The organism is Klebsiella sp. Ech2A, assembly GCF_030078455.1.
GTDB classification, from domain to species: domain Bacteria; phylum Pseudomonadota; class Gammaproteobacteria; order Enterobacterales; family Enterobacteriaceae; genus Klebsiella; species Klebsiella terrigena.
The window spans coordinates 1-12,722 of sequence record NZ_JAQGFU010000125.1 but is presented as its reverse complement, the minus strand read 5'-3'; the positions used below and the strand labels follow the sequence as shown (position 1 = coordinate 12,722).

The window sequence follows — 12,722 nt, the reverse complement described above, 5'->3', positions numbered from 1 at the left end:
CACTCGCGGATGCGCCCACAGCGGGCTTGATGCCGGGAGCGGCTCGCGGCTGAAGACATCGAGCATGGCGCCTTTAAGTTTACCGCTTTCCAGCGCCGCCAGCAGGTCGTCTTCAACGACATGGACGCCGCGCGCCAGGTTGAGAACATAGCTGCCGTCCGGAAGCTGCGCCAGCAGCTGCTGATTAATAATGCCGACGGTCTCCGCCGTGTTGGGCAGCAGGTTGATCAGGACCCGGGTTTCGCGCAGGAACTCATTCAGCTCATCGGCCCCGGCAAAGCTTTGCACCTGCGGCCACGCCTTGCGGCTGCGGCTCCAGCTGCGCAGCGGGAAGCCCCATGCCTGCAGCCCTTGCGCAACCTTCGCGCCGAGCACGCCGGCCCCCATGATGCCGATGGAAAAATCTTCGCGCCGGTATTCATCGAGCGGCTGCCAGCGCGCCTGCTGCTTCAGCGCCTGATAATCGTCAAACCGGCGGAACCAGTGCAGCACCTGGCTGACCGCATACTCCTGCATCTGCAGCCCCATGCCGGTATCTTCCAGGCGGAAGAGTGGAATCGATAGCGGCAGCATCTGCGGATGTTCGCGCAGTTTGCTGAGGATCGAGTCCACCCCCGCGCCGAGCGCAAAGACGGCCTTTAGGTCGCGGCCCTGGAGCATTTCCACCGGCGGGTGCCAGACCAGCGCATAGTCGGCGGGCCGATCGTCGCCAGGCTTCCACTCGCGTACGCGCGAACCGGGGAGCTGTTTTTCCAGCGCGGCAATCCAGTACGGAATATCAAACGTCGGGTGGTAAAAGATAATCTCCATTGTGGCTCCTGATAGCTAATGTCTTAAGCAGGTTTGCGTTAGCGCTGTATTTTACTTGTTGTTTTCTATTGGTTTGCCAGCATAGCAAATTTCGACTGGCCGGCGGGCAAAAAGAGAGTGGTGACAAAAAAAACGATTGTCGTGCGTTTTGCCAGCAGGTTGCGTGAAGTTTGGCTAAACGCGCGGTTTTTTAAAAAAGTTGATTGACGAGAGATACGTATTTCCCTAAATTAGCGCCCGTTCCCAGCGACAACGGGAACGACAATATGGTGAGGTGTCCGAGTGGCTGAAGGAGCACGCCTGGAAAGTGTGTATACGGCAACGTATCGGGGGTTCGAATCCCCCCCTCACCGCCATATTTAAAGAAGAGCTCGTACTTGCGTACGGGCTTTTTTTTCGCACATTGCACCCCACCAGGGGGGGATGAGAAGCCCCGACCGGGGTTCGACAGCTGGCACCGCCAGCTGGACAGACCGCGAGCCTACGAGCGGGCTGCCCGTACAAAAATGCCGGGAGCATTTTTGAACAACGCCTGCGTTGGCCCCGAAGGGGCGAGGCCCAGGGACGGGCCGAGTAATCGCGAGCAAAGCGAGTCAATCCCTCCCTCACCGCCATATTTAAAGAAGAGCTCGTACGCAAGTACGGGCTTTTTTTTCGCCTGTTGCACCGCCCTGGGAGGGATGAGAAGCCTCGACCAGGGTTCGACAGCTGGCACCGCCAGCTGCACAGACCGCGAGCCTGCGAGCGGGCTGCCCGTACAAAAATGCCGGGAGCATTTTTGAACAACGCCTGCGTTGGTCCCGAAGGGGCGACGCCCGCTATTCATCACTATTTCGTCTCGTTTATCGACGCGGCGGAGCATCTGGCGATGCTCCGGCTTTGCTCGCGCCTCCTGACCCTGGGCCCCTCTTTGCGGTAGATTACGATCGCTGACAAATCTATACTTGGCGCACAATTTAATCCTAAGGCCTGGACATGACCTTCTCTTCCCCACAAAACAAGCGCGGCGTGACGCCGGCTAAAGCCATGGTCGCGGCGATCAGCGGCTACGCAATGGATGGTTTCGACCTGCTGATCCTCGGCTTCATGCTGCCGGCAATCAGCGCTTCTCTGGCGCTCAGCACCTCTCAGGCGGGTTCTCTCGTCACCTGGACGCTCATTGGCGCGGTGCTGGGCGGGATTCTGTTTGGTCATCTCAGCGATCGCCTCGGGCGCATTCGCGTCCTGACCTTCACGATCCTGATGTTCTCCGTGTTTACCGGTCTTTGTGCGGTCGCCCAGGGCTATTGGGATCTGCTGGCCTATCGCACCCTGGCGGGGATGGGGCTCGGCGGCGAATTCGGTATCGGCATGGCGCTGATTGCCGAAGTCTGGCCCGCCCATAAGCGCAACCGGGCCTCGGCATGGGTCGGCATCGGCTGGCAGCTAGGGGTCCTGCTTGCCGCCTTTATCACCCCGCTCCTGCTGGACATCATCGGCTGGCGCGGAATGTTTCTGGTCGGCCTGCTGCCGGCGCTGGTCTCATTTGCCATCCGCCGCGGCATGGGCGAACCCGAGGCGTTTACCAAAGATAGCCGCGTCGCTGAGGAAATATCGTTCACGACGCGGATCGGGATGCTGTTTGCCGACAGAGCCACCTCAAAGGCCAGTATCGGCATTCTGATCCTGTGTTCGGTGCAGAATTTTGGCTACTACGGCCTGATGATCTGGATGCCGAGCTATCTCTCCTCCAGCTTTGGCTTCTCGCTGACCAAATCCGGGCTGTGGACGGCGGTCACCGTGGTGGGGATGACCTTCGGCATCTGGCTGTTTGGCGTGCTGGCGGATCGCTTCCCGCGCTGGAAAATCTTCCTTATTTACCAGGTCGGCGCCGTGGTGATGGTCATTATCTACGCCCAGCTGCGCGACCCCGTCGTTATGCTGTTTACCGGGGCGCTGATGGGAATGTTCGTCAACGGGATGATCGGCGGCTACGGGGCGCTTATCTCCGATACCTACCCGCTGAAAGTGCGCGCTACCGCGCAGAACGTGCTGTTTAATCTGGGGCGCGGCGTCGGCGGATTTGGGCCGCTGGTGATTGGCCTGTTCGTCAGCCACTGGTCCTTTACCGCGGCGATCACCCTGCTGGCCCTGCTCTATCTGCTGGATATTTTCGCCACCCTGTACCTGCTGCCGAAAAAGCAGGGCAGCGAAGATGCGCTGGGGGCGATTGGCTAAGCCGCAGGCCGCGTCGGCGGGCCGCAGAAAAAACAAAGCCCGGGTTTCCCCGGGCTTTGCGCTGAATATAACCGCTAGTAGTAGGCTTTCAGCGCTCGCTGGCAGAGCATCGAGCGGACGCAGTCGTCGGTCGTAAAGCGGACAATACCAACCATCTCGTCTTCTTCAAAACGCGCCAGCGCATCGACCAGGCCAGACCTTACGCCAGAGGGTAAATCACACTGGGTAACGTCGCCGTTGACGATGACCGTCACGTTCTCCCCGAGGCGGGTCAAAAACATTTTCATTTGCGCAGCGGTCACGTTCTGAGCCTCGTCCAGAATCACAACCGCATTTTCAAATGTACGTCCGCGCATGTAGGCGAACGGCGCGATTTCCACCTTGCCGATTTCCGGCCGCAGGCAGTATTGCATAAAGGAAGCGCCCAACCTTCTCACCAGCACGTCATAAACCGGGCGGAAATAGGGGGCGAATTTCTCGGCGATATCTCCCGGTAAGAAGCCGAGGTCTTCATCGGCCTGCAGAACGGGACGGGTAACAATAATTCTGTCCACATCCTTATGGATCAGGGCCTCAGCTGCTTTTGCCGCGCTGATCCAAGTCTTCCCGCACCCGGCTTCACCGGTGGCAAAGATCAGCTGTTTATTGTCAATGGCATTCAAATAATGCACCTGAGCGTCATTGCGCGCTTCAATCGGCGATAAATCGCGACTGTCCCGCGCCATGCCAATGGCTTCTACGCCACTCATTTGCACAAGCGATGTGACCGATTCTTCTTCGCGCTGCTTATGGCTGCGCGAATCCTGTCTCAGCACACGTTTGGCCTCACGACGAGCTTTGGTCACTGCTTTTTGTCTTCCCATGGATAGCACCTTGCGTTGTTGGTTTACATCACACGCGTCAATATCGACGCGATTATGCGCACGAACGATTGAGGTTTGGCTTCCTTTTAAGCCATTGCTTGCCTGTCGAATTGACAACGGGTCACGGCTACGCGCACCGCTCACCCGGTCTGGGTTCGGATTGTCTGTAGTGACTGGAGAAACATTAGGGGTGTGGGAATCACGGCCGGAAGTGTGGCCCCCGTGCTGATGAGTACGGTAAGAAGTTTTACATTTTCCGTTACAGCAATCGGGCATTCGCGATCTCCATAGTGAACGACATCACTGCCGGGAACTACCGCGTCTGTAATAAGTACATCAAAAATAATTCTTAATGCAACTTATTTTTTACATACAGACAACAAATAATTCTCATCGCAGCTCTGGAGAGTTTCCGACAATTAGATTACAGAAAAATAACACAAGGCAGGAAATACAAAAAAAGAATGGAAAAACAGCAGAAAACGCCCTGCCCTTGCGGGCAGGAACGTCAGGCTTCAAGCAGGGACTGCGCCAGGTAGTGCTGGCTATCCTTGACGCCCGGCAGCGCAAAGAAGTAGCCGCCGCCGATCGGCTTGATGTACTCCTCCAGCGCTTCGCCGTTGAGACGCTTTTGCACCGTCAGGAAACCTTTTTCCAGATCGTGCTGATAGCAGACGAACAGCAGCCCCATATCCAGCTGCCCGGAGTTGGTCACCCCCAGCGAATAGCTATAGCCACGGCGCATCATCAGGTTCGACTGCGTCTGCGGCGTGCGCGGGTTAGCCAGCCGAATGTGGCTATCCAGCGCGATGATATCGCCATCGGGATCTTTCGCGTAATCCGGCACGTCGTGCTCGTGCTGCATCCCCAGCGGCGCGCCGCTGTGCTTGTCGCGGCCGAAAATCGTCTGCTGCTCTTTCAGCGGCGTACGATCCCAGAACTCAACGTGGAACTGGATAATGCGCGCCGCCTGGTAGCTGCCGCCCGTCGCCCACGCCGGTTCTCCCTGTCCGGCGGTAACCCACACCACCTCGTCCATCAGCGCGCTGTCGGTGCTCACCGGGTTCGCCGTGCCGTCCTTAAAGCCCAGCAGGTTAACCGGCGTCTCCTTGCCTTTGCTCCGCGCGGCGCTATCGGAGATAAAGCCCTCACGCTTCCAGCGGACGCTCAGCAGATCCGGGCTATGCTTAATCACATCGCGCAGCGCGTGGATCACCGTATCCTGGGTGTTGGCGCAAATCTGTAGCAGCAGATCGCCGTGACAGAGCGCGGCATCCAGCGAATCGTTGGGAAAGCGCGTCATCTTCTGCAGCTTCTTCGGCGCGAGACTCGCTAAGCCATAGCGCTCGTCAAACAGCGAATGGCCGACCGAAACGGTCATCGTCAGGTTATCCGGGGCAATCCACGGCCCGAGAATGCCCGAGTCCATCGGCGGCAGGCGCGGATTCGGCGTGTCCGGCGCCGGCCCGCCCTTGGTCAGGAAGGCAATACGCTGGGTCAGCAGGCGGAACAGGCGCTCGAGGTCGGCCTTATCGCCGGCCAGCACGTCGAAGGCCACCAGCATCATCGCGGCCTGCTGCGGGGTGAGGATCCCCGCCTGGTGCAGCCCATAAAAGGGCTGCTCCTCCATACGCGCGTTGGGCGACAGCGTGCCCGGCGAGCTGGTGCTTTTGGCCGCATGCGCAACCGGACAGCCGCCGGCGATGGCCAGCGCGCCGCCTAGCGCGCCGATCCCTTTTAATAACCGCCGACGTGACGGTTCATTCACCTCGAATTGCTTCTGCTCTGCCATTGCTTTAGTCCAGACCCAGGATCCCGCGCAGCTGAGCCAGATCTTCCGCCAGGGTGGTGATCGGGCCTTTCAGCGCGTTACGATCCGCATCGGTCAGCTTGTCATAGGTCTCATAGCCGTCTTTGGTGCGGTATTTCGCGAGAATCGCGTCAACTTTCTTGAAGTTAGCGTCAACTTTCGCCAGCAGCGCGGCGTTCTCTTTTTGCAGCTGCGGACGCAGCAGGTCGACAATTTTCTGCGCGCCGTCAACGTTAGCCTGGAAGTCCCACAGGTCGGTGTGGCTGTAGCGATCTTCTTCGCCGCTGATTTTGCTGGCGGCCACTTCCTCAATCAGGCCCGCGGCGCCGCCCACCACTTTAGACGGCGGGAACGCCAGCTCGCTGATGCGTTTTTGCAGCTCCAGCACGTCGGTATTCAGACGGTCGGCGTAGCTCTCCATGCCCTTGGTGCTGTTGTCGCCAAACAGGGCTTTTTCCAGACGGTGGAAGCCGGTGAATTTCGGATCTTCCGCTTTCTTCTCGTAGTCGTCTTCACGGGCATCAATGCTGCCGTCAAGATCGGAGAACAGCTCGGCGATCGGTTCGATGCGCTCGTAGTGCTGACGCGTCGGGGCATACAGCGCTTTCGCTTTTTCGATATCGCCCGCTTTCACCGCGTCGGTGAAGGCCTTCGTGCCGGTAACCAGCTGGGCGGTTTCCGCCGTGACGTAGGCTTTATAGGCGGTAATCGCTTCGCCGAGGCTCAGCAGCGCGTCGGCTTTCGCCGCGTCTTTGGTGGCAGTACCGGTGACAATCAGCTTCCCTTTCGGGTTAGTCAGCAGGCCGCAGGTCATATCGTATTCGCCCGGCTGCAGGTTAGCCGTCAGCTTTTGCGTAAAGCCCGGCGCAATGTTTTCGCGCTCTTCCACGACCATCACGCCTTTAAGGATCTCCCACTCCAGCGCCTTCTGACTGTGGTTCTGAATGATGAACTGCGTTTTACCCGCTTTCACGGTCACGTTCATCGGTTCACACTGCTTGTCATTAACGGTCACTTTTACCTGCGGAATATCCGCAGCCTGGGCGCAAAAGGCGGAGCTGAACAACGCTGCGACGGCAAGCTGCAGCGCATTACGGCGAAAATGAGTCATCATGATCATCCCTTTCGGTAAGTATGTGGTAACGATATATCCTGCGGCGCCCTACTTAAGCGGAGCGGTACGCGAGGCTGCTGGATTGCTACGCGGCGGCAGCGCAAACAGCACCAGCGCCGGAATCAAATAGATAAAGTACACCGCCACTTCGCTGACGGTCGGCGCTTCCTGATAGCCGAAGATGCCTTCAAGCAGCGTACCGAACAGGCTGTGCGTCGACAGCACGCCGCTCAGATCGAAGGCCACGTCCTGGAGGTGGTTCCACAGCCCGGCCTCGTGAAAGGCGCGAATGGCGCCGGCGGCAAGGCCTGCGGCGACCAGCAGAATGAACAGGCTGGTCCACTTGAAGAACGCGCCGAGATTAAGGCGGATGCCGCCCCAGTAGAGCAGGAAACCGAGGACAACGGCGGTGGCGAGGCCAAGCATCGCGCCCAGCGGCGGCCAGATACCGACATCCTGCTGGAACGCCGCCAGCAGGAAAAATACCGACTCCAGGCCTTCGCGCGCCACGGCAAAAAAGACCATCATCACCAGCGCCCAGCCGTGGTTGTTACCGCGCTGCAGAGCGTTATCCACCGCCTGCTCCAGCTGCTGCTTCACGTTGCGCGACACCTTGCGCATCCAGAACACCATCCAGGTCAGGATAAAGACCGCGACCAGCGCCACGATGCCCTCAAACAGCTCCTGTTCACGCTGCGGAAATTCGCCGGTTGTTTCGTTGATAAAGATCCCCAGCCCGAGGCACAGCGCCGCCGCGAGGATGACCCCAATCCACATTACGCCAATCCAGTTTCCGCGCTGGGTGCGTTTCAGATAGCTGGCGATCAGGCTGACAATCAGCGCTGCTTCCAGGCCTTCACGTAACATGATGAGAAATGGAACAAACATGCCGACATCCTTAAATGTGAGCCGCGGTCAACGGATGCAAAGATAGGTAAATATTTCTGATAGTGATTATCATTACAATAATCAGAAACACAAGTGAAATGTGTAGAGAATGATGACGAGTTGTAAATTAATCGCTGAAAAATAATTACTTAGGCAATTATTCGCCTGCGCCGGCGGCAGCGAGCAGGATCGCCGGTTTTTTCGCAGCAGATATTTACCGGAGGTAGCGGCTGTGGCTAAATAGCGGCCTTATTTACCTGCGAAAAGAATAATATGACTCAGTTTTTACACTTCCTGCTGGCGCTGGTGGTTATCCTCAGCCTTGCCTGGCTTGCCAGCTATGACCGACAAAAAATCCGCGTTCGCTATATTATCCAGTTAATTGTTATTGAAACTGCCCTGGCTTTCTTTTTTCTCCACGCCGAAAGCGGCCTGTGGATAGTTAAAAATATCTCCGGCTTTTTCACCTCATTACTCGGCTTTGCCGCCGAGGGCACCAGCTTTGTATTTGGCGGCATGAGTGAAAAAGGCCTGGCCTTTATTTTCCTCGGCGTGCTGTGCCCGATTGTCTTTATCTCCGCGCTGATTGGTATTCTCCAGCACTGGCGCATTCTGCCCATTTTTATTCGCGTCATCGGCACCCTGCTGTCAAAAGTCAACGGCATGGGCAAGCTCGAGTCCTTTAACGCCGTCAGCTCGCTGATCCTCGGACAGTCGGAAAACTTCATTGCCTATAAGGGCGTGCTCGGCGATCTCTCCTCTCGCCGGCTGTTCACCATGGCCGCCACCGCAATGTCGACGGTGTCGCTGTCGATTGTCGGCGCCTATATGAGCATGCTGGACGCGAAATACGTCGTCGCGGCGCTGATCCTCAATATGTTCAGCACCTTTATTGTGCTGTCTATTATTAACCCGACGCGACCGGGCAGCGAACAGGAGATTAAGCTGGAGAAGCTGCACGAGTCGCAGAGCTTCTTTGAAATGCTCGGCGAATATATTCTGGCTGGCTTCAAGGTGGCGATGATTATTCTGGCGATGCTGATGGGCTTTATTGCCTTAATCAGCGCCGTTAACGCCCTCTTCGCTACCGTATTTGGCCTCAGCTTCCAGCAGATTCTGGGCTACGTCTTTTACCCGCTGGCGTGGCTGATTGGTATTCCGCTCAGCGACGCGCTGAACGCGGGCAGCATTATGGCAACCAAGCTGGTGGCCAACGAATTTGTCGCCATGATCGAGCTGCAGAAAATTGCCGCCGGCATGACGCCGCGCGGGCTGGGCATTCTGTCGGTCTTCCTGGTCTCTTTTGCTAACTTTGCCTCGATTGGCATTATCGCCGGCGCCATTAAGGGGCTTAACGAGCCGCAGGGCAACATTGTTTCCCGCTTCGGCCTGCGCCTGGTCTACGGCGCGACGCTGGTCAGCCTGCTCTCCGCCAGCTTTGCCGGGCTGGTGCTGTAAGCGAGACGCCAGCGGAGACAATCAAGGCGGGGCCGGCGTGGCCCCGCCTTTTATTTATAAATGAACGAGTTTTAGAAATGCACGCAAACCTGGCCATCAACGCGCATCACTGACTCCTGGGCGAAGCGCGCCTTATAGATCGTGCGCAGCGCCTCAATCCCCTCTTCGCTCTTCGCATCTTTCCCGTGGATCAGCATCAGCGCCTTGCTCTGCTCGCGCGCCACGCTCCCGTCGTTACCCAGCCACTGGCCCCGGGCGTCAAACACCGTCAGGCCGTCGCGAAAGCGCGGGGTGACGTCGCGGTCAACAAACTGCTGCCACTCCGCGGGGGTGATATCTTTACCCGCCGGACGGCTGAGGCCAAAGTACAGCGTGGTCTGCTCCATGGAATTGTCCGCCGGGCAGGCGCCGGCAGCCGGCGCTGAAACGGTGGTTTTGCCCGGCGCCACGCAGCCGCCAAGCAGCCCTGCCAGCACCAGCGCCATTGCACCCTGTTTGAAACTCATATTGCTATCCTCATTGTTATTTGTGCTCAGATATCAGCGTATTTTCAGAGAATTAGCAAGAGGGTTCCCGTCGGCCCCGGTCCGGCTGCGGCGAGCCGCGGGCACAAAAAAGCCCGCCGGAGGCGGGCTTTAGCAGGAAGCCTGCGCTTACTCTGCGGTCGCGCGGACCGGCGGCGCGGAGTGATAGTGGGCGTTGGCCTCGGCAAAACGCTGCTGCATGGATGCCGAAGGCGCTTTGCTCAGCAGGCTGAAGACCACGATCCCGAGGCTGCCAAAGATAAAGCCAGGGATGATTTCGTACAGGCCAAGCCAGCCAAACTGTTTCCAGACAATAACGGTCAGCGCGCCGATAACCATGCCGGCCAGCGCGCCGTTGCGGGTCATGCGTGACCACATAACGGAGAACAGCACCACCGGACCGAAGGCCGCGCCGAAGCCCGCCCACGCGTAGCTCACCAGGCCCAGCACGCGGTTGTCCGGATTGGCCGCCAGCGCGATGGCAATCAGCGCCACCACCAGCACCATCATCCGACCGACCCACACCAGCTCTTTCTGCCCGGCGTTTTTGCGCAGGAAGGCCTTATACAAATCCTCGGTGATCGCGCTGGAACAGACCAGCAGCTGGCAGCTCAGGGTTGACATCACCGCCGCCAGAATTGCCGACAGCAGAATACCGGCAATCCACGGGTTAAACAGGATTTGCGCCAGTTCAATAAACACGCGCTCGGAGTTCTGATTCACCGCTCCGGCCAGCGCCGGGTTGTTGTTAAACCATGCGATGCCGAAGAAGCCAACCGCCACGGCGCCCGCCAGGCAGAAGATCATCCAGGTCATGCTGATGCGGCGAGCGTGGACGATGCTGTGATGGGAGTCCGCCGCCATAAAGCGTGCCAGGATATGCGGCTGACCAAAGTAGCCCAGCCCCCAGCCCATCAGCGAAATAATGGCGACGAAATTAAGCCCCTTCAGCATATCGACATTTTCAATGCTCTTTTGCTTAATCACCTCCAGCGAATCGCCGAAGCCGCCGACGGAAATAATCACCATCACCGGCGTCAGGATCAGCGCGAAAATCATCAGGCTGGCCTGCACGGTATCGGTCCAGCTTACCGCGAGGAATCCGCCGACGAAGGTATAAATAATCGTCGCGGCAGCACCGGCCCACAGCGCCGTTTCGTAGCTCATGCCAAAGGTGCTTTCAAACAGACGCGCGCCGGCAACGATGCCGGAGGCACAATAAATAGTGAAGAACAGCAAAATAACCAGCGCGGAGATAATACGCAGCACCCGGCTTTTATCTTCAAAGCGGCCGGTGAAATAGTCCGGCAGGGTCAGCGCATTATTATTCACCTCGGTATGAACGCGCAGGCGGCCGGCTACCAGCTTCCAGTTAACCCACGCCCCCAGCGTCAGGCCGATGGCAATCCAGCTCTCGGAAATACCGGAAAGAAATATGGCGCCCGGCAGCCCCATCAGCAGCCAGCCGCTCATATCCGAGGCTCCGGCGGACAGCGCGGTCACGAAGGGACCGAGGCTACGGCCGCCGAGAATATAATCATCGAAGTTCTTCGTCGATCGCCAGGCAATAAACCCGATCAGTACCATGCCAAATATATAAACAGTAAAAGTCACCAACATCGGGGTGCTAATAGCCATGCAAATCTCCAGATTTTTTGTCGACAGCGTCCAGATTTGTCGTTTTATTCCACTACCGGAACGGGGTAATGGCACAATGGTTGTATTGGGCGACCGTATCCTGACGGAAGCGGCGGTTTTTCACAAACGATTTAACACAGCATTTACACTAATTCCGCCGATGACCAAACCTCATTTTGTTATAGGTTGCACTTCCTCACGTTTTTATTGGTTGCACCTGATAAAAATGTTAACTGACGCAGGTAAATACGCCTTTAAATAAAGGTTAAATTACCGCTAATCCCATCATTAAATTTAACAACAAAACCTTTTTTCAGCCTGACCCACAAGTTGCGATTAACAAGGTTGCACAAAGTTGCAACATAGTAGATATTCCTACGCAACCTCATAACCGCACAGAAGCTCAGCTCGCCGAATCATGCCGCCACAATACGGGTCGGGTCATGAATGAAGCGAACGACCAATAACAGGAGTTCATGACATGGGCACCACCACCATGGGCGTTAAACTTGACGAAGCCACGCGCGAACGCATCAAGTCCGCCGCCAGCCGTATCGACCGCACGCCGCACTGGCTGATTAAGCAGGCGATTTTCAACTATCTGGAAAAGCTGGAGAATGACGAATCGCTGCCCGAGCTTCCGGCGCTGCTCTCCGGGGCGGCCAACGAAAGCGACGACGCGGGTCCGCTGAGCGAAGAGCCGTACCAGCCGTTCCTTGAATTCGCCGAACAGATCCTGCCCCAGTCAGTGGCGCGGGCGGACATTACCGCAGCCTATCGCCGCGCCGAAACCGACGCCGTGCCGATGCTCCTCGAACAGGCCCGCCTGCCGCAGGTGCTGGGCGAACAGGCGCACAAGCTCGCCTGGACGCTGGCGGAAAAGCTGCGCAATCAAAAAAACGCCAGCGGGCGCGCCGGGATGGTGCAGAGCCTGCTGCAGGAGTTCTCCCTCTCCTCGCAGGAGGGCGTGGCGCTGATGTGTCTCGCGGAGGCGCTGCTGCGTATTCCGGATAAAGCCACCCGCGACGCCCTTATTCGCGACAAGATCAGCAACGGTAACTGGCAGTCGCATATCGGCCGCAGCCCGTCGCTGTTCGTTAACGCCGCCACCTGGGGGCTGCTGTTTACCGGCAAGCTGGTCTCCACCCACAATGAAACCAGCCTGTCGCGCTCGCTGAACCGCATCATTGGCAAAAGCGGCGAGCCGCTGATCCGCAAAGGCGTCGATATGGCGATGCGCCTGATGGGCGAGCAGTTCGTCACCGGCGAAACCATCGCCGAAGCGCTGGCCAACGCCCGCAAGCTGGAAGAGAAAGGCTTCCGCTACTCCTACGATATGCTCGGGGAAGCGGCGCTGACCGCCCCCGACCCCCAGGCCTATACGGTCTCCTATCAGCAGG

The 12,722-nt window shown here is 57.9% G+C and carries 10 protein-coding genes, 1 tRNA gene and 1 pseudogene; 5 read left to right on the top strand and 7 right to left on the bottom strand.

All coding sequences use genetic code 11. The annotated features are described in order from the left end of the window. Positions 1 to 810, bottom strand: an 810-nt coding sequence (ghrA, locus tag PFH44_RS19015; protein WP_283825820.1) for a glyoxylate/hydroxypyruvate reductase GhrA, incomplete at its 3' end; no start/stop codon positions are given. A 268-nt stretch (positions 811 to 1,078) separates the two neighbouring features. Here ghrA and PFH44_RS19010 point away from each other — a divergent pair. The 3 genes from PFH44_RS19010 to PFH44_RS19000 all read left to right on the top strand — a co-directional run bounded on the left by PFH44_RS19010 (position 1,079) and on the right by PFH44_RS19000 (position 3,027). Further along, positions 1,079 to 1,166: transfer RNA gene (locus PFH44_RS19010), tRNA-Ser, on the top strand. A gap of 422 nt (positions 1,167 to 1,588) precedes the next feature. Beyond that, entirely contained in the window at positions 1,589 to 1,729 is a 141-nt protein-coding gene (locus tag PFH44_RS19005; protein ID WP_161795648.1) for a hypothetical protein, read from the top strand. Positions 1,730 to 1,785: 56 nt separating this feature from the next. Then, a complete protein-coding gene (locus tag PFH44_RS19000) occupies positions 1,786 to 3,027 on the top strand; it encodes an MFS transporter (RefSeq protein ID WP_045854804.1) in 1,242 nt (413 codons plus the stop codon). A 74-nt stretch (positions 3,028 to 3,101) separates the two neighbouring features. Here the strand turns inward: PFH44_RS19000 and phoH are convergent, their stop codons facing one another. From phoH to efeU, 4 genes are all read right to left on the bottom strand, one after another. Then, positions 3,102 to 3,890: a phosphate starvation-inducible protein PhoH gene (gene phoH, locus PFH44_RS18995; RefSeq protein WP_283825819.1), complete on the bottom strand. Its 789-nt coding sequence runs from the start codon at positions 3,888 to 3,890 to the stop codon at positions 3,102 to 3,104. A 508-nt stretch (positions 3,891 to 4,398) separates the two neighbouring features. After that, positions 4,399 to 5,682 (bottom strand): iron uptake transporter deferrochelatase/peroxidase subunit, encoded by a 1,284-nt coding sequence (gene efeB / locus PFH44_RS18990; protein WP_283825818.1) that lies wholly within the window; start codon positions 5,680 to 5,682, stop codon positions 4,399 to 4,401. A 4-nt stretch (positions 5,683 to 5,686) separates the two neighbouring features. Next, on the bottom strand, positions 5,687 to 6,814 hold the full coding sequence (gene efeO, locus PFH44_RS18985; RefSeq protein WP_283825817.1) for an iron uptake system protein EfeO: 1,128 nt from the start codon (positions 6,812 to 6,814) through the stop codon (positions 5,687 to 5,689). 48 nt (positions 6,815 to 6,862) lie between these two features. Continuing rightward, a complete protein-coding gene (efeU, locus tag PFH44_RS18980; RefSeq protein WP_045854801.1) occupies positions 6,863 to 7,702 on the bottom strand; it encodes an iron uptake transporter permease EfeU in 840 nt (279 codons plus the stop codon). A gap of 273 nt (positions 7,703 to 7,975) precedes the next feature. Here efeU and PFH44_RS18975 point away from each other — a divergent pair, with 273 nt between their 5' ends. Beyond that, complete coding sequence (locus PFH44_RS18975) at positions 7,976 to 9,160, top strand: NupC/NupG family nucleoside CNT transporter (protein ID WP_283825816.1); 1,185 nt, start codon at positions 7,976 to 7,978, stop codon at positions 9,158 to 9,160. 71 nt (positions 9,161 to 9,231) lie between these two features. Here PFH44_RS18975 and PFH44_RS18970 read toward each other — a convergent pair whose 3' ends face one another. After that, positions 9,232 to 9,666, bottom strand: a complete 435-nt coding sequence (locus PFH44_RS18970; RefSeq protein WP_283825815.1) for a DUF3574 domain-containing protein — start codon at positions 9,664 to 9,666, stop codon at positions 9,232 to 9,234. Between the two features lie 147 nt (positions 9,667 to 9,813). Next, positions 9,814 to 11,322 (bottom strand): sodium/proline symporter PutP, encoded by a 1,509-nt coding sequence (gene putP / locus PFH44_RS18965; protein WP_283825814.1) that lies wholly within the window; start codon positions 11,320 to 11,322, stop codon positions 9,814 to 9,816. A gap of 481 nt (positions 11,323 to 11,803) precedes the next feature. Here putP and PFH44_RS18960 point away from each other — a divergent pair. Next, a pseudogene (locus tag PFH44_RS18960) lies at positions 11,804 to 12,722 on the top strand (trifunctional transcriptional regulator/proline dehydrogenase/L-glutamate gamma-semialdehyde dehydrogenase); the annotation flags it as partial.